This is a genomic window from Allobosea sp. Root670 (assembly GCF_001429415.1).
In the GTDB taxonomy this organism is placed as follows: domain Bacteria; phylum Pseudomonadota; class Alphaproteobacteria; order Rhizobiales; family Beijerinckiaceae; genus Allobosea; species Allobosea robiniae.
On the sequence record NZ_LMJU01000001.1, the window covers coordinates 973,691 to 994,071 of the forward strand.

17 protein-coding genes are annotated in these 20,381 nt (G+C 67.9%); 9 read left to right on the forward strand and 8 right to left on the reverse strand.

Translation table 11 applies throughout. The features are described 5' to 3' along the window. Positions 1-56: 56 nt before the first annotated feature. Positions 57-830 (reverse strand): SDR family oxidoreductase, encoded by a 774-nt coding sequence (locus tag ASE61_RS04485; RefSeq protein WP_061964977.1) that lies wholly within the window; start codon positions 828-830, stop codon positions 57-59. A 116-nt stretch (positions 831-946) separates the two neighbouring features. Here ASE61_RS04485 and ASE61_RS04490 point away from each other — a divergent pair, with 116 nt between their 5' ends. Continuing rightward, entirely contained in the window at positions 947-1,849 is a 903-nt protein-coding gene (locus ASE61_RS04490) for a LysR family transcriptional regulator (RefSeq protein ID WP_061964979.1), read from the forward strand. Between the two features lie 10 nt (positions 1,850-1,859). Here the strand turns inward: ASE61_RS04490 and ASE61_RS04495 are convergent, their stop codons facing one another. The 4 genes from ASE61_RS04495 to ASE61_RS04510 all read right to left on the reverse strand — a co-directional run bounded on the left by ASE61_RS04495 (position 1,860) and on the right by ASE61_RS04510 (position 7,857). After that, complete coding sequence (locus tag ASE61_RS04495) at positions 1,860-4,061, reverse strand: 3-hydroxyacyl-CoA dehydrogenase NAD-binding domain-containing protein (protein ID WP_061964981.1); 2,202 nt, start codon at positions 4,059-4,061, stop codon at positions 1,860-1,862. A 23-nt stretch (positions 4,062-4,084) separates the two neighbouring features. Next, a complete protein-coding gene (locus ASE61_RS04500) occupies positions 4,085-5,293 on the reverse strand; it encodes an acetyl-CoA C-acetyltransferase (RefSeq protein ID WP_061964983.1) in 1,209 nt (402 codons plus the stop codon). Between the two features lie 148 nt (positions 5,294-5,441). Further along, entirely contained in the window at positions 5,442-7,229 is a 1,788-nt protein-coding gene (locus ASE61_RS04505) for an acyl-CoA dehydrogenase C-terminal domain-containing protein (RefSeq protein WP_061964985.1), read from the reverse strand. 190 nt (positions 7,230-7,419) lie between these two features. Continuing rightward, positions 7,420-7,857: a MerR family transcriptional regulator gene (locus ASE61_RS04510; RefSeq protein ID WP_061964987.1), complete on the reverse strand. Its 438-nt coding sequence runs from the start codon at positions 7,855-7,857 to the stop codon at positions 7,420-7,422. A gap of 374 nt (positions 7,858-8,231) precedes the next feature. On the opposite strand from ASE61_RS04510, the gene ASE61_RS04515 reads away from it, so the two are divergent. From ASE61_RS04515 to ASE61_RS04525, 3 genes are all read left to right on the forward strand, one after another. Beyond that, positions 8,232-11,573 carry an SEL1-like repeat protein gene (locus ASE61_RS04515; RefSeq protein WP_061964989.1) on the forward strand — a complete coding sequence of 1,114 codons (3,342 nt, stop codon included), beginning with the start codon at positions 8,232-8,234 and terminating at the stop codon, positions 11,571-11,573. Between the two features lie 182 nt (positions 11,574-11,755). Then, positions 11,756-12,685: a sulfite exporter TauE/SafE family protein gene (locus tag ASE61_RS04520; protein ID WP_061964991.1), complete on the forward strand. Its 930-nt coding sequence runs from the start codon at positions 11,756-11,758 to the stop codon at positions 12,683-12,685. Continuing rightward, positions 12,682-13,452, forward strand: a complete 771-nt coding sequence (locus ASE61_RS04525) for a TIGR02186 family protein (protein ID WP_061964993.1) — start codon at positions 12,682-12,684, stop codon at positions 13,450-13,452. Before ASE61_RS04520 ends, ASE61_RS04525 begins: the two co-directional genes overlap by 4 nt. Here ASE61_RS04525 and glp read toward each other — a convergent pair. Next, a complete protein-coding gene (glp, locus tag ASE61_RS04530; protein ID WP_061964995.1) occupies positions 13,449-14,690 on the reverse strand; it encodes a gephyrin-like molybdotransferase Glp in 1,242 nt (413 codons plus the stop codon). The two genes, ASE61_RS04525 and glp, sit on opposite strands and share 4 nt — an antisense overlap. A gap of 152 nt (positions 14,691-14,842) precedes the next feature. Here glp and ASE61_RS04535 point away from each other — a divergent pair, with 152 nt between their 5' ends. From ASE61_RS04535 to ASE61_RS04545, 3 genes are all read left to right on the forward strand, one after another. Further along, on the forward strand, positions 14,843-15,100 hold the full coding sequence (locus tag ASE61_RS04535; protein WP_320409853.1) for a sulfurtransferase TusA family protein: 258 nt from the start codon (positions 14,843-14,845) through the stop codon (positions 15,098-15,100). 27 nt (positions 15,101-15,127) lie between these two features. Continuing rightward, entirely contained in the window at positions 15,128-16,243 is a 1,116-nt protein-coding gene (locus ASE61_RS04540; protein ID WP_061964997.1) for an Mrp/NBP35 family ATP-binding protein, read from the forward strand. An 80-nt stretch (positions 16,244-16,323) separates the two neighbouring features. Next, on the forward strand, positions 16,324-16,725 hold the full coding sequence (locus tag ASE61_RS04545) for a hypothetical protein (RefSeq protein ID WP_061964999.1): 402 nt from the start codon (positions 16,324-16,326) through the stop codon (positions 16,723-16,725). Between the two features lie 5 nt (positions 16,726-16,730). Here the strand turns inward: ASE61_RS04545 and mobA are convergent, their stop codons facing one another. Both mobA and ASE61_RS04555 read right to left on the reverse strand, forming a co-directional pair. Beyond that, positions 16,731-17,348, reverse strand: coding sequence for a molybdenum cofactor guanylyltransferase MobA (gene mobA, locus ASE61_RS04550; protein WP_061965000.1), 618 nt, complete (start codon positions 17,346-17,348; stop codon positions 16,731-16,733). Between the two features lie 9 nt (positions 17,349-17,357). Next, the gene (locus ASE61_RS04555) at positions 17,358-17,882 is read right to left on the reverse strand and encodes a DUF2478 domain-containing protein (RefSeq protein WP_162260063.1); all 525 of its coding nucleotides are present in this window, start codon (positions 17,880-17,882) and stop codon (positions 17,358-17,360) included. 165 nt (positions 17,883-18,047) lie between these two features. On the opposite strand from ASE61_RS04555, the gene ASE61_RS04560 reads away from it, so the two are divergent. Next, positions 18,048-19,304, forward strand: a complete 1,257-nt coding sequence (locus ASE61_RS04560) for a hypothetical protein (protein ID WP_061965004.1) — start codon at positions 18,048-18,050, stop codon at positions 19,302-19,304. A 90-nt stretch (positions 19,305-19,394) separates the two neighbouring features. Next, positions 19,395-20,378 carry a threonine/serine dehydratase gene (locus ASE61_RS04565; RefSeq protein WP_061965006.1) on the forward strand — a complete coding sequence of 328 codons (984 nt, stop codon included), beginning with the start codon at positions 19,395-19,397 and terminating at the stop codon, positions 20,376-20,378. Positions 20,379-20,381: the final 3 nt, after the last annotated feature.

Here is a 20,381-nt window from a genome sequence, read left to right on the forward strand (position 1 = left end):
GGTTCAGGCCCCGCTTCCCTAGCGGATCGCGGGTCCTGACCCCAGCAGGGACATCTTCACTTCGTCGTGTAGCCACCATTCACGAGAATGGTTTGCCCCGTCATCCACCAGCCGTCCGAGACCAGGAAGCGGATCCAGGGGACGATATCCTGGATGTCGGTCAGGCCCGTCTTCGAGAAGGGCGAGAGCGCGGCGGCCGTCTTGTGATAGGCGACCGCATCGGCGCCTTCCGCCGGATAGAAGAACGGCGTGTCCATCGGCCCCGGCCCGATCGCGGTGACCGAGATGCCACGGGCACCGAATTCCTTCGAGGCAGCGCGGGTATAGTGCTCGACCGGCGCCTTGGTGCCGGCATAGCTCGCATAGAACGGCGTGAAGGCGCCGAGCAGCGAGGTCACCAGCGTGCAGACCTTGCCGTTGTCGCCGACCTGCTTGCCGGCCTCCTTGAGGAAGAAGAACGCCGTCTTGGAGTTGACCGCGCTCATCTCGTCGAACTCGGCCTCGCTGATTTCGACCATCGGCTTCTTCAGGACCTTGCCGACCGTGTTCACGGCGATGTCGATCGAGCCCATCGCCGCCTTGGCGTCAGCGAAGAGCTTCTCCATCGCAGCCGCCGAGGTCAGGTCGGCCTGAAACGCATAGGCTTCCGCACCGGCTGCCTTGATCGCCGCGAGGGTCTTCTCGGCCTCGGCCTTGGCCGGCGTGCTGTTGTAGTGGATGGCGACGGCTTTCGTGCCCTGCGCGGCGAGGTCCTTCGCCAGCAGACCGCCGAGATTCTTGGCGCCGCCGGCGATCAGAACCGTCTTACCCTTGATGCCGTGATCGGCCATCGCATGCTCCTGTTCACTCGCAATCGATGGCCACAAGATACCGTCCAAAAATCAGCTATAAAGATTTTGATCAGGACATCACTGGTCAGATATCACGAACAATCCGGAGTGCCGATTTGGACCGCATCGACCTCTTCCGCATCTATGCCCGCGTCGTCGAATGCGAGAGTTTCACCCAGGCCGCCAAGGCGCTCGGGCTGCCGCGTTCCTCGGTCTCGGCGGCGGTCGCCGCTCTCGAACAGCGGATCGGTACGCGGCTGCTGCATCGCACGACGCGGCGAGTCTCGGCGACGCCGGACGGCGCGGCCTTCTATGAGCATTGCGCGCGGCTCGTCGCCGATGTCGAGGAAACCGAGGCACTGTTCCGCCATAGCACCGCGAGCCCCGCCGGGCGGCTCAGGATCGACGTGCCCGGCCGGATCGGGCGATTGATCATTGCACCGGCCCTGCCCGACTTCCTCGCCCGCTATCCCGAGATCGATATCGATCTCAGTGTCACCGACCGGGCAGCGAACCTGATCGAGGACGGCATCGACTGCGTGCTGCGTGTCGGCCCCCTGAACGATTCAGGATTGATCGCCCGTTCGGTCGGGGAATTGCCGCTGATCAATGTCGCCAGCCCCGGCTATCTCGCAGCGCATGGCGTGCCGACGCATCCCGGCGAGCTCGACGGGCACAGGGCGGTCAACTACGCTTCGCCGACGACGGGGCGGATCGAGCCTTGGGAATGGCTGGAGGACGGAACGCTTCACGGCCGCGCCCTGCCCGGTCGCGTCACCGTCAACAGCGCGGAGGCCTATATCGCCTGCTGCCTTGCCGGGCTCGGCCTGATCCAGATCCCGGCCTATGACGTGGCCGAGCATCTCGCGGCGGGCGAGCTCGTCGAGGTCATGCCACGGCACCACGCAGCGGCGATGCCGATGACATTGCTCTATCCCCACCGCCGGCACCTGTCGCGCCGGCTGCAGGTCTTCGCGGACTGGCTCGTGGCGCTGCTGCGCACGCGGCTGGCTGCTTGAACCGGGAGGCTCAGGCCACTTTCTTCTCGGCCGCGCCGTAGAAGCTCTCGCCGGTCTTGGCCATGCGCTTCAGCAGCCGGTTCGGCTTGAAGCGCTCGCCATGGGCCCTGGCGAGCTTCTCGCAGAGCTTCACGAAGGTAGCCGCGCCCATGTTGTCGATATAGGAGAGCGTGCCGCCCGAGTAAGGCGCGAAACCGAAGCCGATGATCGAGCCGACATCGGCCTCGCGCGGGTCGGTGACGACGCCCTCCTCATAGGTCTTCGCGGCTTCGAGAGCCTGCGTCACCAGGAGACGGTGCTTCAGCTCCTCCATGTCGACGCTGTCGGGATCGAGACGCGGGCCTGCGAGATCGGCAAGGCCCGGCCAGAGCCGCTTCGGCCCGGCTTCCGGATAATCGTAGAAGCCCTTGCGGTTCTTGCGGCCGAGGCGACCGTGCTTTTCGACCATGTCGGCGAGCAGCTTCTCCTGCGCCTGATCGACCGCGCCCTCGCCGAGCTGGGCCTTGGTGGCCTTCAGCACCTTGTAGGCGAGATCGACCGCGACCTCGTCATTGAGCGAGAGCGGCCCGACCGGCATGCCGGCCTGCTTGCCGGCGGCCTCGATCATCGCCGGTGGCAGGCCTTCCATCAGCATCAGATGGCCTTCGCGGATATAGTTGCCGACGCAGCGATTGGCGTAGAAGCCGCGGGTGTCGTTGACGACGATCGGCGTCTTCTTGATGGCGCGGACATAGTCCAGGGCCATGGCGAGCGCCTTCTTGCCGGTCTTCTTGGCCATGATGACCTCGACCAGCAGCATCTTCTCGACCGGCGAGAAGAAATGGATGCCGATGAAGTTTTTCGGGCGCTGGCTGGTCTGGGCGAGCCCCGTGATCGGCAGCGTCGAGGTGTTGGAGCCAAAGATCGTGCGCGGGCCGACCACGGCCTCGACCTTGGCGATGACCTCGGCCTTGACCTTCGGGTCCTCGAAGACGGCCTCGACGATCAGGTCGCAGCCCTTGAGATCGGCATAGTCGGCCGAGGCCTTGATGCGGCCGAGCAGCGCGTCGCGATCGGCGGTCTTGGCGCGGCCCTTCATGATCTGGTCGGAGACCAGCTTGTGCGAGTAGGCCTTGCCCTTCTCGGCCGCCTCGATGTCCTTGTCGACCAGCACAACCTCGAGGCCGGCATTGGCCGTGACATAGGCGATGCCGGCGCCCATGAAGCCCGCGCCGATGACGCCGACTTTCTTGAGCTTCGAAGGCGGCACGTCGGCCGGGCGGCGGGCGCCCTTGTTCAGCTCCTGCATCGAGACGAAGAGTGACCGGATCATCGAGGCCGCCTCCTTCGTCCTGAGTATCTTGGCGAAGTAGCGGCTCTCGACCTTGAGGCCGAGATCGATCGGGAGCTGCAGCCCCTCATAGACCGCCGAGAGGATGGCGCGAGCGGCCGGATAGTTGTCGTTGGTCTCACGGCGGTAGATCGCATTGGCCGGCGGCCAGATCTGCATGCCGGCCGGCGAATGCACCTTGTTGGAAGGCAGCTTGAAACCCTTCTGGTCCCAAAGTGCGGTCGCCTGCGGATTGGCCTTGAGCCAGTCCTTGGCGTTCTGGACGATGTCGGCGCGCGGGGCGACCGCATGAACGAGGCCGGAATTGCGCGCCGGCAGCGCCTTCACCTGCTCGCCCTTGAACATCATCTGGAGGGCGTCGCCAGTCTGCATCAGGCGCGCGACGCGCTGGGTGCCGCCGGCGCCGGGGAAAAGACCGACCTTGATCTCGGGCAGGCCGACGCGGGTCGAGGCATCATCCGAGACGACACGATACTGGCAAGAGAGCGAGAGCTCGAAGGCACCGCCAAGGCAGACGCCATGGATCGCCGCGGCAAACGGCTTCCCGCAGGTTTCGAGCTTGCGGTAGAGCAGCGAGAGCTTGCGGCTCTCATCGAAGAAGCTCTGCATCGCGACCGCCTCGCCCTTCTCCTTGGCGAGCTTCACATAGAGATCGCGCAGGCCCTGGAGCATGGTGAGGTCGGCGCCACCGGAGAAGCTCTCCTTGCCGGAGGTGATGACGCAGCCCTTGATGGCTTCGTCGCCCGCGACCTTGTCGACGATCTGGTTCAGCTCTTCCATCACCTCGGGAGTGATGACGTTCATCGAGCGACCCGGCATGTCCCAGGTCGCCACAGTGATGCCGTCGGCATCGGTCTCGAAGCGGAAATTGGTGAGGTTCATGATCTCTCTCCCTGCCCTTCCGCTCAGACGCGCTCGATGATGGTGGCGACGCCCATGCCGACGGCGACGCAGAGCGTCACCAGCGCGGTCTGCTTGTCCTGCCGCTCCAGCTCGTCGAGCACGGTGCCGAGCACCATCGCCCCGGTTGCGCCGAGCGGATGGCCCATGGCGATGGCGCCGCCATTGACGTTCAGAACCTCGTCATCGATGTCGAGCGCCTGCTGGTAGCGCAGCACCACCGAAGAGAAGGCCTCGTTCAGCTCGAAGAGGTCGATGTCCTTCTTGGACATGCCGGCCTTCTTCAGCACGAGCTCGGTAACGTCGACCGGGCCGGTCAGCATCAGCGCCAGATCGGAACCGACCGTGGCGAAAGCCTTGATGCGGGCGCGAGGTTTCAGGCCCGCGGCCTTGCCGGCCTTCTTCGAACCGACGAGCACGGCAGCCGCGCCATCGACGATGCCGGAAGAATTGCCGGCATGATGGACGTGGTTGATGAACTCGACATCCGGATGCGCGGCGGTGGCGACCGCATCGAAGCCACCCATCTCGCCCATCTGGACGAAAGAGGCCTTGAGCGCTGCGAGCGTCTGCATGTCGGTGCCCGGCCGGATCGTCTCGTCGCGATCGAGGATGACGAGGCCGTTGACGTCGGTGACGGGGATCACCGAGTTCTTGAAGCGGCCTTCACTCCAGGCCTTTGCGGCGCGCTGGTGCGAGCGCACGGCGAAGGCGTCGACGTCGTCGCGCGAGAAGCCGTATTTGGTCGCGATCAGGTCGGCGGAGACGCCCTGCGGCATGAAATAAGTGTCGATCGCGACTGATGGATCGACCGCGATGCCGAAGCCGGAAGCACCCATGCCGATGCGTGACATCGATTCGACGCCGCCGCCGATCGCCATCTCCTTCTGGCCGGACATGACCTGCGCCGCGGCGAGGTTCACCGCATCGAGGCCCGAGGCGCAGAAGCGGTTGATCTGCACGCCCGGCACTTCCTTGCCGTAGCCGGCCTTGAGTGCGACCGTGCGGGCGATATCGGCGCCGGCCTCGCCGACCGGGTCGACGCAACCCATAACCACATCCTCGACGAGGAGCGGATCGAGACCGTTGCGGTCCTTGATCGCGCGGAGCGCCTGGGTGCCAAGCTCGATCGCCGTGACTTCATGGAGCGAGCCGTCGGCCTTGCCCTTGCCGCGCGGCGTCCGGACGTGGTCGTAGATGAATGCGTCTGCCATCGAGGGAACTCCCTGGCCTGCCGCGACCCGGCGACTTGTTTTCCTGCTGAACGCCATGGTCGGGCTTGACCCGACCATCTTCTCATCCAGCGAACTCATCAAGAGATGCCCGGGTCCAGCCCGGGCATGACGTTAAGTGCTATGCGCGTCAGAACTGCTCGGCGCTCAGCGCCATCGTCGTGTCGGCGCCGGAGGTGATACGTGCCAGATGGGCGCCGGTTTCCGGCAAGGTGCGCTCCATGAAGAAGCGGGCCGTGACGAGCTTGCCGCTCATCCGTTCGTCGGCACCGGCCTTGAGCTTCTCCTGCGCGGCCTTGGCCATCTTCACCCACATGTAGCCGAGCGAGACCAGACCCAGCAGATGCATGAAGTCATTCGCGCCGGCGCCGGCATTGTCGGGCTTGGCGAGCGCGTTGTTCATGAACCACATCGCCGCCTGCTGGAGGTGGCCGAGCGAAACCTGGAGCGGCCCCAGCAAGGGCTTCAGCGCCTCGTCCTCGGCATTCTCCTTGAGGAAGGCGCCGACTTCGTTGAAGAAGGCCATGATGCCGCGGCCACCGTCGCGGCCGAGCTTGCGGCCGACGAGATCCATCGCCTGCACGCCGTTGGCGCCCTCGTAGATCATGGCGATGCGGGCATCCCGGACGAACTGCTCGACGCCGGTCTCGGCGATGTAGCCGTGGCCGCCGAACATCTGCTGCGCCTTCACCGCATTGTCGAAACCGATATCGGTGAGCACGCCCTTGAGCACCGGCGTCATCAGGCCGAGCTGGTCATCGGCCGCCTGGCGCTCGGCCGCGTCGCCGGAGCGATGGGCGATGTCGGATTTCAGCGCGTTCCAGAGCACGAAGGCGCGGGCCGCCTCGTTGAAGGCCTTGATCGACATCAGCGTGCGGCGCACGTCGGGATGGACGATGATCGGGTCCGCCGGCTTGGCGGGCTCCTTGGCGCCGGTGAGCGCACGGCCCTGCAGGCGCTCCTTCGCATAGGCGACGGCGTTCTGGTAGGCGACCTCGGACTGGGCGAGCCCCTGGATCGCGACGCCGAGGCGGGCCTCGTTCATCATCACGAACATGGCATTGAGGCCCTTGTTCTCGGTCCCGACCAGCCAGCCCTGCGCGCCGTCATAGTTCATGACGCAGGTCGCGTTGCCGTGAATGCCCATCTTGTGCTCGATCGAGCCGCAGGACACGCCGTTATTGGCGCCGACCGAGCCGTCTTCGCCCAACTTGTTGCGCGGCACGACGAAGAGCGAGATGCCCTTCACGCCGGCCGGCGCGCCCTCGATGCGGGCCAGCACAAGATGGATGATGTTCCCGGTGATGTCCTGCTCGCCGGCCGAGATGAAGATCTTGGTGCCGGTGATGGCGTAGGAGCCGTCGCCGTTCGGCACGGCCTTGGTCTTGAGCAGGCCGAGGTCGGTGCCGCAATGCGGCTCGGTCAGGTTCATGGTGCCCGACCAGGTGCCGTCGATCATCTTCGGCAGATAGGTGCGCTTGATCTCGTCGGAGCCGTGGACATAGAGCGCCGCGATCGCGCCCATGGTCAGGCCCGGATACATGGCGAAGGCCATGTTCGCGGCCGAGGCGTACTCGTTGATCACAGCCCCCAACGTATAGGGCAGGCCCTGGCCGCCATATTCCGGGTCCATGGCCAAGCCGATCCAGCCGCCGCCGGCATAGGCTTCATAGGCCGCCTTGAAACCCTTCGGCGTGGTGACGCGGCCGTCAGGATGGCGGGTGCAGCCCTCCTGGTCGCCGGAATGGTTGATCGGCTGGAGGACTTCCTCGCAGAGCTTCGCGCCCTCGCCGAGCACGGCTTCGATCACGTCGGAGGACGCGTCGGCGAAGCCCGGCAGGTTGTTGTAGCGCTCGATGGCGAAGACGTCGTTGAGCAGGAAAAGCGTGTCGTCGACGGGTGCCTTGTAGACCGGCATCGGATCCTCCCTCTCGTCGCAAGGCGGCGCCTGGTTCCTGTCGCCGCAGCAAGATAGTTCATATATAAACAATCTAGCCGAAGTTGCAACTGCAGCCTCGCGATTTGTCGCTCGCGGGATGGCGGGAGCGTGACGCGGTCATAAAAAAAGCCCCGGCGAAGCCGGGGCTTTGACTGTCGACCCGAGAGCCTCAGGCTTTCGGCATACGAACGAGCGACGCTTCAAGCTCGGTGATCGCGCTTTCGATCTCGGTGCGCTGGCTGCGCAGCAGTTCGAGCTGCTCCACGATCTGCTCCCGGCTGAGCTGAAGGCCCCCGACGGAAGCCGCCATATCGCCAGCCCCGCCCTTCTTGTCCTCGTTGGCCAGCATGGCGCGGATCTCGACGAGCGTGAAACCGAGCTGCTTGCCCTTGAGGATCAGGGCGAGGCGCGCCCGGTCGCGCGCCGAATAGATGCGGGTCATGCCGGAACGGCTCGGGGCGATCAGGCCCCGCGATTCGTAGAAGCGGAGCGTGCGCAGCGTGACGCCGAAATCACGGGCAAGATCGCTGATGGTGAAATCGCCGGTCTGATCGGCATCGGCAGGGGCGGTAGCGGAGCGGGTTTCATGAATCGAGGAACCCGCCATAGCTAAGCTTTGGCGTGACATGAAAGCTGCAATCCTTGCAAGTGTGTCGAATCGCCGGCCATGGCGGCGTCGAGTGGTACCGCAGTGATAGGGTGGGCGCTCTCGCTGCGTCAGGTAATACGCGCCCTCCGCAGGGTAAGTTACCGTTACATGGCTCGCAAAGGAGCCATTCCACGCGGCATTCGGAAAAAATTAACGATCGGCACGGCGGTTATTAACCCGTTGTTTACCATGCCCGCCAAATGTCGGGAGCGCGCATCGGCGTCGTGGCTTCGTCAACGATATCTTCACGACCTGCCAAGGTTCGCGCGGGAGGCGACGGCACCAGGGGGCCTCGCCTGTCGCAGACAAGGTCCCCTGAGGCGAGCGAGATCATGGCCAACAGCTTGCCCTGGAGCGTGAAGGGCGTCGATCCCCGGACGCGCGATGCGGCAAAGGCGGCGGCCCGCCGTCTGGGAATGACGCTGGGCGAATGGCTCGACCACAAGATCCGCGACGAGAGCGACGAGGGCTCGGCCCCAGCCGCTCCGGAGCAGCTCGATATCGCCGCCCTGTCGGAGCGGCTCGCCCGCCTTTCGCAGGCCCGGACCGACACCACGCCACGCCAGATGGCCCCGAACCCGTCGCGCGAGGCGATCGACAGCCTCGTCGGCCAGGCGGCCGCCCTCGAGAGCATGACCCGCGAAGCCAATGCCCGGACCGCCGGCGCGCTGGATTCGATCACCCGCTGGATCGAGAAGACCGAGGATCGCCTGTCGTCGAGCGAGCGCGGCTCGGCCGAGCGCCAGGAACGCGCCACCAACGTCATTGCCGACGCGATCAAGACGATGGGCGAGCGTATCGCCGAAATCGAACGCCGCAGCGTCGAGACCCAGCAGAGCCGCGCCGAGCAGGCGCCCCGCCTCGCCTTCAGCCGCGAAGGCCTTGCCGCCGCCGTCACCGACATCCGCACCCGCCAGCGCGTCCTCGATACCGACGAGGCGGCCCGGCCGGCCGCGGTCGCGCCCGAGCGCATTTCGGCCCTGCGCGAGGACCTGCGCGAGCTCGGCTCGCGGCTCTCCTACGAGGGCCGCCGCCCGGCCCAGGCGCAACGCCCGGCCGCTCCGGTCCGCGTCGACACCGGCGCCATCGAAGCCAAGATCGGCCTGCTGGCCGAGCGCCTCGACCGGTTCGACCGGCGCGACCAGTTCGAGCCCCTGCTCAAGCCGCTGACCCGGATCGAGGCGGAAGTCTCGCGACTGTCGCAGGACCGGGCCGGCGAGAGCTACCAGCGCTTCCAGCTGGAGATCGCGCATCTCGCCGCCAAGGTCGATGCGCTCGCCGCCCGTGGCGGCCAGGTCGCCAATCTCGATCCCGTCAGGCGCGACATCGCGGAGCTCAGGGATCTCCTCGGCGCCGGCGGGCAGGACCACAAGCTGGACGATCTTTCCCAGCAGGTCGCGACGCTCGGCTTCGAGATCGGCCGGTTGCGCGATGTCCGCCCCGACATGGGCGAGCTGCGCAGCCTGGCGAGCGCGATCGACGACGTGCGCAGCGCAGTGCTGTCCCAGCGCGGCGAGTTTCCCGGCGCAGGCCTGCTGACCTCGCTTGCGAGCCAGGTCGACGCCCTGTCGCGCAAGTTCGACGCGGTCGCCACCCAGAAGCTGGACGAGAACAGCGCTTCGCGGCAGAGCGATTACCTCGCCAGCCGCATCGACTCGCTGCAACAGCGGATCGACGTCCTGGTCGAGCAGGGACCGTCCAACGTCACGCGCGAGATCGAGGCCCTCTCGAGCCGGATCGAAAGCCTTGCGGCCTCGAACCAGTTGACGCGGATGGTCGGAGAGGGTGCGGCTGCGGTCGATCTCAATCCGATCGAGCAGATGCTGCGCCATCTCGCCGAGAAGATCGACGAAGCCGGCGCGCCCGGCGCGAACGCCGAATCCTTCGATGCCCTCGAACGGCAGATTTCCGGCATCGCCAGCCGCCTCGACGAGGCGTCCGCAACCCGCTCGGCCGAAAACGGCATGGAGCGCACGCTGCAGGACCTCGTCGTGCACCTGCGTTCGATGCGCGAGGAAACGGCGGCCGAACGCGCCGCCCTCGTCCAGGCCGCCAGCACGGCCGCCTCCGGCAAGGGCATCGCCGAACTGTCGAGCCTGGTGACGGGCCTGCGCGACAACCACGTCTCGTCCGACAGCCAGACGCGCGACGCAATCGGCGCCGTTCATGGCTCGCTCGAGTTGATCATGTCGCGGCTCGCGAGCCTCGAAGCCGAGCTGCAAGGCGAGCGGCATCCGCCGGCGAACGGACTGGCCGCAGCGATGCGCGCCGGGGATGGCGTCATCCGGACCAACTCCGTGCCGGCCCGTGACAGCACGAACCTCTCGGTCGGCGCCGCAGCGCAGGACCGCTTTGCCATGCCGGCCGGCGAACCCGGCCGCAGCGAGCCGACCCTGCCGGCGAGCACCGCTTTCGACATTCCGCTGGAACCCGGCTCCGGGCGCCCGCGCCCCGAGACCGCGATCGGCGCAGGCCTGGACCCGCAATCGGTCCGCCAGAGCCTGATCGCCGCCGCGCGGCGCTCCGCCAAGGCCGCCAGCGAGGCGGCAGCATCCACGCCCTCGCCCGCAGCGGAGCCGACGACGAAGAGCCCGGGCCGCCTCAAGGACATCCTGGAGAAGCGCAAGCGCCCGCTGCTGCTCGGCCTCGCCGCGCTGATCCTCGCCATGGGCACCGCCCATCTCGTCACGAATTCCCTGCGTGGCGACAGCGCCAAGACCGCCAACAGCGGAGCGCGCAGCCTGATCGTGCCGCCCGCCGCCCAGCCGGAAGCGCCGGCCGCGCCGGCGCAGGCCCCCGCCAAGGACCAGTCTTCGGCGCTGCCCGCCACCCCGCAGGACGCTCCTGCCCAACCGGCTGCGAACCAGGCCGCGCCCGAGCAGTCCGCCACCGCGGCGGCCGCGCCCGCAACCCCGGTCGTCGCGGAAGCCGCACCCGCAGCCACCGCCGCTCCGGCCGAACAGGTTCAAGCCGTGACTGGCATCGGCGACCTGCCGGCCGGGTTCGGCAGCGCAGGCTTGCGCAAGGCAGCCCAGGACGGCGATGCACGCGCGGTCTACGAACTGGCGAGCAAGGCCGCCGACGGCCCGGCCAACCAGCGCGACCCGAAGCTGGCGTTGCGCCTGTTCGAGCGCGCCGCTGTCGCCGGCCTCGCCCCGGCCCAGTTCCGCGTCGGCAACATGTTCGAGAAGGGCATCGGCACGCAGCGCGACCTGTCGCTTGCTCGGATCTGGTACCAGCGCGCCGCCGAACGCGGCAACGCCAAGGCGATGCACAACCTCGCCGTGCTCCATGCCGAAGGCGCCGCCGGCAAGCCGGATTACGCCATGGCGACGGAGTGGTTCCGCCGCGCCGCCGAACTCGGCGTCCGCGACAGCCAGTACAATCTCGCGGTGCTGCTCGGCCGCGGCCTCGGCGCGCCGACCGATCTCGCCCAGTCCTTCGTCTGGTTCTCGGTCGCTGCCGGCCAGGGTGACGAGGATGCCGGCCGCAAGCGCGACGAGGTGGCCCAGCGCCTGAAGGCGGAAGACCTCACCTCGGCCAAAGCGGTCGCCGCGAGCTGGAAGCCGAAGACGCTCGACGCCGCCGCGAACGAGGTCGCCGTCCCCGCAAAGGGCTGGGACCCCCAGCCGACCGCGGCGGCGCCGAAGCCCGGCAAGCCGTCCCGGACCTGAGCCGCGTTGCGCGACGTCATGCTTTCGACGTGTTGACGCGGCACGAAGAACAATCGTTTCCTAGGGCGGGCCGGAAGCGGCCCGCCTTTTCCTTTTGGAAATTTGCCTTAACCCGGACCGCCTAGTCTGGGGCCCATCAGGCGCATGCAAACGTCCATGCGCCCGCCTTGCGAGGGGTAAGCGTGCAGATCTACCTGCCGATCGCCGAGCTGCCGATCAGCGTGCTGATGGTTCTCGGCCTGAGTGGCGCGGTGGGCTTCATCTCCGGCCTGTTCGGCGTCGGCGGCGGCTTCCTGCTGACTCCCCTGCTGATCTTCCTCGACATCCCGCCGGCGGTTGCCGTCGCCACGGTCGCGGCACAGGTCGCGGGCTCCTCGATGACCGGCGTGCTGACCTATCTCCGGCGCAAGGCGCTCGACCTCAAGCTCGGCGGCGTGCTGGTCAGCGGCGGTATCCTCGGCACGGTGCTCGGCGTGCTGTTCTTCAACACGATGAAGCGGCTCGGACAGCTCGAGCTCGTGATCACGCTGTCCTATGTCACGCTGTTCTCGATCATCGGCGGGCTGATGCTCTACGATGCGCTGCGGGCGATGCTGCGCGTCCGGGCCGGCAAGCCGGCGCGCCTGAAGCGGCGCGGCGGCATGCATCCGTGGTGGATGGGCCTGCCCTTCCGCCAGCGCTTCTACCGGTCCGGCCTTTATTGCAGCGTCATTCCCATCGCGCTGCTCGCGGTCATCATCGGCTTCATCGGCGCCGTGCTCGGCGTCGGCGGTGGCTTCATCCTGGTGCCCGGCCTGATCTATTTCTTCCGCATTCCGCCGGCGGTGGTGGTCGGCACCTCGCTGTTCCAGATCCTGGTGACGATGACCGGCGCCACCGTGCTGCACGCCGTCACCAACCAGTCGGTCGACATCGTGCTGGCCGTGCTGCTGCTGCTCGGCGGGGTGATCGGCGCGCAGTTCGGCGGCCGTGCGGCGCGCAGCCTCAATGTCGAATCCTTCCGCCTGCTGCTGGCGCTGCTGATCCTCTCCGTCGGCCTGCGCTTCGCCATCGAGCTGTTCATCCCGCCGAGCGAGCCCTTCTCGGTCGTCGTTCCGGAGAGCGGGCGATGAGGTGGCTCGCCGCAATCCTCGCCGCCCTCTCGATCGGTTTCACGGTCGGCACAGCCCGCGCCGAAACGCTGATCGCGGCGATGTCGAGCCACCAGATCCAGATCACATCGAACTATACCGGGAGCCAGCTCACGGTGTTCGGCCTCGTCGAACGCGACGGCAGGACGGTCTCGCGCGGCGACCCCTACGACATCATCGTCACGGTGCGCGGTCCCCGGCGCATGCTGCTGGTGCGCGAGAAGGAACGGCTCGGCCCGATCTGGATCAACCGGACGCAGCGGCGCTTTCCCGACAACCCGGTCTTCCTGCATGTCGCCAGCAACCGCCCGATCGCGGAGATGATGTCCAACGAGACGGCGCAGCGCGACCGCATCGGCCTCGTCAATGCCGAGCGGCCCTCCGGCAGCTGGGTCGATCTCGATCCCGGCGCGCGGCGCTTCCGCGAAAGCCTCGTCCGGATCATGCAGGGCAAGGACCTCTACGGCTACGAGGAGCGCGGCGTCACCTTCCTGTCGAACGCGCTGTTCAGCGCCCCGGTCGACATCCCCGCGACGGCGCCGACCGGCTCCTACACCGTGGACATCGTGCTCTATTCGGGCGGTGTGCCCCTGGCGCGGCAGCAGACCAATTTCGAGGTGATCAAGACCGGCATCGAGCAGCGCCTGGCGCTGGGCGCCTATGATTGGGCCCTGCTCTACGGCCTCGTCACCGTGCTTCTGGCACTGTTCCTCGGCTGGGGCGCGAGCGTGATCTTCCGGCGCGACTAATAGAGCGCGGAATAAGGGTAGAACGGAGCGCTCTCTCCCACCTCGACCTTAGCGACATCTTCCGCCAGCGCGATGAGCCCGTCCGATTGCGCGAGCGAGGCAAGCGAGCCCGCTCCTTCGCCGGGGTGCTTGCGCGCGACGGTGATGCCATCGGCATCCTGCTCCAGCGATACGCGCAGGAATTCGCGCCGGCCAGGCCTCTTGGCATGCGCGAAGCCCAGCCGCATTGGTTGGGCAATCAGCGGCGTGTAGGCTTCCCCAGCCAGTCGCGCGAGCAGCGGACGGGCGACGAAGGCGAACCCGACGAAGACCGCGACCGGATTGCCGGGCAATCCGACAAAGGGAGTACCGGCAACGCTGCCGATCGCGATCGGCTTGCCCGGCTTGATCGCCACGCGCCAGAGATCGAGCGTGCCGCTAGCGATGACCGCATCCCTGACATGATCGGCCTCGCCGACCGAGACGCCGCCGGAGGTAAGCACAAGATCGCACTCGGCCGCCGCCTCGCGCAGCCGTTGCTCCAGCCCCCCGGCTTCGTCGCGCAGGATGCCGAGATCGACGGTTTCGGCGCCAGCCCGCGCCAACAGGGCGCGCAGCATCGCCCGGTTGGCGTCGTAGATCGCGGCCGGAGCGAGCGCCTGGCCCGGCTCGGTCAGCTCGTCACCGGTCGAGAACAGGGCGACGCGCGGGCGCCGGCGCACGGTGACATCGGCCAGCCCCAACGCTGCGAGCAGGCCCAGATCCTGCGGGCGCAGGCACCGCCCCGCCGGCAGAATCGCCTGCCCGCGCGCGACATCCTCGCCCGCCGATCGCAGATTGGCACCGCATCTGACGCCTGTCGGCAGGACGACCGCGCCGTCGCTCGCGACAGCGTCCTCCTGCATCACGATGGTATCGGCACCCTCGGGAACCGGCGCGCCGGTGAAGATACGCCAGGCGCCATGCTCCAGCACCGCAGCAGCTTCGCCTGCCATCGTCCGGCCGAGGATCGGCAGACTGGTCGCCGCGCCAGTCGTGAGATCGGCGAAGCGGACGGCATAGCCATCGACCGCCGAATTCGCGAAGGGGGGCAAGTCGCGCGGCGCAACCACCGCTTGCGCCAGTACATGGCCATCGGCTTCGGCGAGAGGCAGTACCAGCGTGCCGGCAACCGGATGGACGCGCGACACGGCGTCGGCCGCCGCTTCGTCCAGCGTGAGGAGCCCGGAATCGGATCTGCCGCCGCCCAGTCGCACCATCACGGTCCCCGCCTGCTTCGGCCGCCTGGACACATCGCCGCCCGCTTCCTCCCGATCGCTCGCCTCTTCATCGTCGGCGTGGCGGAAGGGGTCAAGTGACCTGCGTCAAGGCGGCGGTTGCCGCGCCCCGAACAGCCGTCCTATGAAGCAGCATGACGACGATGGCCCCGGCGGGCGCGACCCTCGATATCATTCCGCTCGACCTGCGCGGCCTGAAATGTCCGCTCCCGGTACTGCGCGTCCGCAAGGCGCTGATAGCGGCGCGTGCCGGCAGCCTGCTCGTCGTGGAATGCACCGACCCGATGGCGGCGATCGATCTGCCCAATCTCGCCCGCGAGACCGGCGACACCATTGAGCGACTGGGGGATGCGGATGGCGCCCTCGTCTTCCATATCCGCAAGGCGGCGTGAGGCCGCGAGCGAACGGAGTTCAACCACGTGAGCCTTTCCCAAGCCGATGTCCTGCGGGCGCTCGAACTGGTGAAGCTGCCGGCGAGCGGGCAATCGCTCGCCGCCTCCGGCCGGATCGGCGATATCCTCGTCGATGGCGGCAAGGTGATCTTCGCGATCGGCATCGACGCGACCGAAGCGGCGGCGATGGAGCCGGTGCGCAAGGCGGCAGAGAGCGCGGTCGGCGGCCTGCCGGGCGTGACGCAGGTTCTGGTCGGGCTGACCGCCGACAAGGCCGGGCCCTCGGCCGGCATGCAGGCGCGCCAGCAGGCGCAGCGCCCTGGGCCGGGCGGCGCACCGAAGCCCGCCGGCGTGCCGGGCGTGAAGCAGATCATCGCGGTGGCCAGCGGCAAGGGCGGCGTCGGCAAATCGACGACCGCGGCCAATCTCGCCGTGGCGCTTTCGACGCTGGGCCTCAAGGTCGGCGTGCTCGATTCCGACATCTACGGACCGTCCATGCCGAAAATCTTCGGCATCAAGGGCAAGCCGCAGATCGTCTCGGGCCGGACGCTGGCGCCGATGGAGGCCTATGGCCTCAAGGTGATGTCGATCGGCTTCCTCGTCGACGAGGAGACGCCGATGATCTGGCGCGGGCCGATGGTGATCTCGGCGATCACCCAGATGCTGCGCGAGGTCGCCTGGGGCGAGCTCGACGTGCTCGTCGTCGACATGCCGCCCGGCACCGGCGACGCCCAGCTCACCATGGCCCAGCAGGTGCCGCTTGCCGGTGCCGTCATCGTCTCGACGCCGCAGGACCTCGCCTTGCTCGACGCGCGCCGCGGCGTCGCGATGTTCAGGAAGGTCGCGGTGCCGATTCTCGGCCTGGTCGAGAACATGAGCTATTTCACCTGTCCGGCCTGTGGGCACCGCTCCGACATCTTCGCCCATGGCGGCGCCCGGCACGAAGCCGAGCGGCTTTCCATCCCCTTCCTCGGCGAAATCCCGCTGGCCATGCCGATCCGCGAGACCTCGGATGGCGGCCGACCGATCGTCGCGAGCGATCCGTCGAGCGCCCATGCCAAGGCCTATGTCGCGCTGGCGCGACAGGTGCAGGCCAGCCTGGGCGGCGCGGCGCGGGCGGCGCCGCGGATCGTCATCGAATAAGGTCGAGCACACGATGCCGGCAGCTTGACAAACCTGGAAATATGTTCTTCTTTTGTTCTGTATTCAGAAGGACGAAAACCATGGCCGTCCATCGCGCCCGCCATATCGGAATCGGCATCGACCGACCGGTGGAGGAGGTCTATGCCTTCCTCGCCGACCCCGTGAATTTCCCGCGCTGGGCCGAAGGGCTCGGCCACAGCTTCGTGCAAGTCGAGGGCATGACCTGGCGCGCCGAGACGCCGATGGGGCCAATGCGCATCCTGTTCAGCGAGCCGAACAATCACGGCGTGCTCGACCACGCCGTGATTCCCGAGCACGGCCCGGCCATGCACAATCCGATGCGCGTCGTCGCCAATGGCGACGGGGCGGAAGTGGTTTTCACGCTGTTCCAGCGCGACGGCATGTCCGACGACGAGATGGCCCGGGATGCGGCCATGGTCAGCCGTGATCTCGCGGCGCTGAAGGCGCTGCTGGAGAGGTAAGCCGGTCAGCCCGTGCCAGCCGCCAGACGCTCGGCCTCGGCAAGATCCTCGGGCGTATTGACGTTGAAGAAGGGATCGACGGACTCGGCTGACCACTCGGCGACGGCGACGCCATGGCCTTGCGTCCAGCGGCCGAGCCTGCGTTCCCCCGCGGCCAATGCCTGGCGCAGGTTCTCCCGCAACGCGACAGGCCAGAGGCCGATGGCATGATGCTGCTGGCCACCCGAGGCGGCGCAGGCAAGCGGTGTGCCAGCGGTAGTGCGTACCTGGTGAAGGCGCGAGGCAAGATCGCCGGGGATGAAGGGCGTATCGGCTGCTACGCTGAGCAGCCACCCGGTTTGCGGCCGATGCTCGGCGACCCAATCGAGACCGGCCAGAACGCCGGCGAGGGGACCGGCGAAATCCGGCACGGTATCGGCGACGATCGGCAGGCCGAATTCGGCCAGGCGTGCGGGATCCCCATTGGCGTTGAGCAAGAGGTCGTCGCATTGGCCGCGCAGACGCTCGATGACATGGGCGAGGATCGGCCGGCCGGCGAGCGGCTTCAGGGCCTTGTCGCCGCCGCCCATCCGCCGGGCGAGGCCGCCCGCGAGGATCAGGCCGATCGTGGGCGTCTCCGCCATGCCGCTCGATCAGGCCGCGACGGCCGCGACGGCCGTGGCGGCCTGCACCCAGCGCTCCACGACCTCTTCGTCAACGGGCAATTCCTGCCAGTCGTCGCCGGCGAAGTCGCGCCAGGCCGGCAGGAAATCGCTGCGCACGGCGATCAGCAACGGCAGGCCCGCGAGCAGCGCGCCGGCGATCTCCTGGCGCAGCCCCTCGCCCAGGGCCTCCTGCTTGCCGAAGCGGTTGACGATCACGAGATCGGCGCGCCCGGCCAGCGCATCGGAAAAGGCTGCGGCTGCGGCCGCAAGCCCGGCCGCGTCGAGATGGCAGCCCGAAGCGCCGGCGCCGAGATCCTGGCTGATCGGAAAGCGCCGGCCGCTCGCAACGTCCTCCAGCGACATCGCCATGCAGCGATCGTCACAGGTCGCGTCGTTGTGCTGGACCACGCCGCCGAGGCGCAGGCCCTGCCGTTTCAGCCTGTCGACGAGGCCGTGCATGAAGGCATCGATCGCGAAGCCGCTCGCAAAGGGGATGGCTGCCAGCATGGTCATGCCGGTTTCTCTCATGAACGCTACCGCTCCGCCAGTGGCGGCAGCGCCGCGCCCCTGCGATCCCGTCGGAGAGATGCCGCGACAGTGTTGCGCCGCACCTACAGTCGGGCGCGCCCGCGCCCGCTAGGGTGGCAGGCTGAGGCCCCGTGACGACCGCCGGAACGCATGATCCGAAAGAACGCTCAAGCCCCGCTCGACCCGGCTACCGACGCCGCGCTGCTGCTGCGGCGCATCGGCTTCGGCACGCTGGCCCTCGTCCTGCCGCTGGCCGCGCTGGTGTCGCGCCGGGCCGCCGTCGTGCTGGTGCCGATCGGTGTCGCGCTGCTGATCATAGCGAGCCTGATCGAGGATCCCCGCAAATTCGTGGCGACCCTTCGGGCCTTGCTACTGAGCCGCCCCGGCGTGATCCTGATCGGCCTGATTGCCTGGGCCTTCCTGTCACTGGTCTGGAGTCCGTTCCCGGGCGCAGCCGCCGAGAAGGCCGGCAATCTCATGCTCGCGGCCCTTCTCGGCTTCGTCGGCCTCTCCGCCCTGCCTGAGCGGATGCGCTCGTCGAACCTCAATCTCGTCGCACTCGGCACCGGCAGCGCCGGCATCTTCGCGCTCGGCCTGATCGCGGTCGCGGCGCTGCGCCATGCCGAGACGCCGCCGGGCGCCGTCGAGCGTGGCGTCTCGATCATCCTGATCATGGCCTGGCCGGCGCTGGCCTGGCTGCTCTCGCGCGAGCGAGGCTTGAGCGCACTCGGGCTCGCGCTCGTCGTGGCGCTGCTGGCGCTGACGCGGTTCGAGGACGGCGAGACGCTGGCGATGATCTTCGGTGCGGTCGCCTTCGGCGCGGTCACCGCCAGCCGCGAGCGCGCGACGCAGATCATCGCCACGATCGTCGCCGGCTTGATGCTGCTCGCGCCGATCCTGCCCTTCCTGCTGGCGCCGCTCGTCTCGATCCTGCCGGACAGCGCCGACGACTTCGCACAGATGCTGTCGATCTGGGCCGATGTGATCCGGCAATCGCCGATCGAAGTGATCACCGGGCACGGTCTCGATACCGTCCTGCGCCGCCAGATGAGCGGCACCCTGCCCCAGCCCGCTCCGGCGACGCTGCTGTTCGAGACCTGGTATGAGCTCGGCCTGGTCGGTGCTGCTGCTGCGGCGGCCTGCCTCTATTTCGCGATCCGTGCCGCCGGGCGCATGACCGGAGCGCTCGCCGCCGGCGGTGTCGCCGCTTTCACAACCGCCTTTGCGCTCAGCGTTTTCGGCTTCGCGCCGCTGCTGCCCTGGTGGCTGATGACCCTGACGGCCGTCATGCTCCTTTTCGGCGCCATCGCGCGGGGGCAGTACCGGACCGACCGTCCCGCCGTGCCGCTGCCGACACGCGCCCCCAACCATACGCGACCCAAAGCCTCCCAACCGCCGCGCCCATAGCGGCCCGGACGACCGGCGCTTGACGGGCCGGCATCTGCCGCGCTCTCGTGCCGCCTGATCGGAATCGCTGCGGCAGAGGACAAGAGCGCCATGACCTTCGACGTCACCCCGTTCGACGTCACCCTCGCCGACGTCCAGGCCGCGGCCGCCCGCATCGCCGGCAAGGTCCGGCGCACGCCGACCTATCACAGCGTCGGATTGTCGGAGCGCCTGGGAGTCGAGACCTGGATCAAGCTGGAAAACCTGCAGCTCGGTGGCTCCTTCAAAGTGCGGGGCTGCTTCAACAAGCTGTCAGGCCTGAGCGAGACGGAGCTCCGGCGCGGCGTCGTCACCGTGTCCGGCGGCAATCATGCGATCGCCGTCTCCCTCGTCGCGCGCGCGGTCGGCACGCGGGCGCTCGTGCTGATGCCGAAAGCGACGCCGGCGCTCAACATCCGCCTGACGGAGGAAGCCGGCGGGCAGGTCGAGCTCTGCGAGGATTCCATCGCCGCCTTCGCCAAGGCCGAGACTTACGCCGCGCAGGGCATGACCCATGTCCACTCCTATGACGATCCGGCGATCATCGCCGGCCATGGCACGCTCGGCCTCGAACTGGCTGCCGATGCCGGCGGGCGGCTCGACCATGTCTTCGTCTCGGTCGGCGGCGGGGGTTTTTCGGCCGGCGTCGGCGCTGCCCTGAAAGGCCTCGATCCGGCCGTACGCCTGCACGGCGTCGAGACCGAAGGCGCCACGACGATGACGCAGGCGCTCGCGGCCGGCGAACCGGTCTCGATCCGCCCGACCTCGATCGCCCGCACGCTCGGCGCGCCTTTCGCGACCAGGCGCACGATGGCGGCCGCCCGGCAATTGCTGGAGGACATCATCGTCGTGCCGGATGCCGCCGCAGTCCGCGAGTTGGTCTGGGCCCTGGAGAACGAACGCGTCCTGCTGGAGCCGGCGGCCGCCTGCGTGATCGCCGCGGCGCTGGAGCGGAAGGACAGCTTCCGGCCGGGCGAGCGCATCTGTCTCGTGCTCTGCGGCTCGAACGTCGCCCTCGCGGATATCGAGAGCTGGCGCTCGGGTTTCGGGATTTAAGAC

What these genes read in the sequence shown, in the direction of transcription:
- ASE61_RS04485 (WP_061964977.1), bottom strand. Translation starts at nt 830, where the DNA reads ATGGCCGATCACGGCATCAAGGGTAAGACGGTTCTGATCGCCGGCGGC.
- ASE61_RS04495 (WP_061964981.1), bottom strand. Translation starts at nt 4,061, where the DNA reads ATGAACCTCACCAATTTCCGCTTCGAGACCGATGCCGACGGCATCACT.
- ASE61_RS04500 (WP_061964983.1), bottom strand. Translation starts at nt 5,293, where the DNA reads ATGGCAGACGCATTCATCTACGACCACGTCCGGACGCCGCGCGGCAAG.
- ASE61_RS04505 (WP_061964985.1), bottom strand. Translation starts at nt 7,229, where the DNA reads ATGCCGGTCTACAAGGCACCCGTCGACGACACGCTTTTCCTGCTCAAC.
- ASE61_RS04510 (WP_061964987.1), bottom strand. Translation starts at nt 7,857, where the DNA reads ATGGCGGGTTCCTCGATTCATGAAACCCGCTCCGCTACCGCCCCTGCC.
- ASE61_RS04515 (WP_061964989.1), top strand. Translation starts at nt 8,232, where the DNA reads ATGGCCAACAGCTTGCCCTGGAGCGTGAAGGGCGTCGATCCCCGGACG.
- ASE61_RS04525 (WP_061964993.1), top strand. Translation starts at nt 12,682, where the DNA reads ATGAGGTGGCTCGCCGCAATCCTCGCCGCCCTCTCGATCGGTTTCACG.
- glp (WP_061964995.1), bottom strand. Translation starts at nt 14,690, where the DNA reads ATGGTGCGACTGGGCGGCGGCAGATCCGATTCCGGGCTCCTCACGCTG.
- ASE61_RS04535 (WP_320409853.1), top strand. Translation starts at nt 14,843, where the DNA reads ATGACGACGATGGCCCCGGCGGGCGCGACCCTCGATATCATTCCGCTC.
- ASE61_RS04545 (WP_061964999.1), top strand. Translation starts at nt 16,324, where the DNA reads ATGGCCGTCCATCGCGCCCGCCATATCGGAATCGGCATCGACCGACCG.
- mobA (WP_061965000.1), bottom strand. Translation starts at nt 17,348, where the DNA reads ATGGCGGAGACGCCCACGATCGGCCTGATCCTCGCGGGCGGCCTCGCC.
- ASE61_RS04555 (WP_162260063.1), bottom strand. Translation starts at nt 17,882, where the DNA reads ATGACCATGCTGGCAGCCATCCCCTTTGCGAGCGGCTTCGCGATCGAT.
- ASE61_RS04560 (WP_061965004.1), top strand. Translation starts at nt 18,048, where the DNA reads ATGATCCGAAAGAACGCTCAAGCCCCGCTCGACCCGGCTACCGACGCC.
- ASE61_RS04565 (WP_061965006.1), top strand. Translation starts at nt 19,395, where the DNA reads ATGACCTTCGACGTCACCCCGTTCGACGTCACCCTCGCCGACGTCCAG.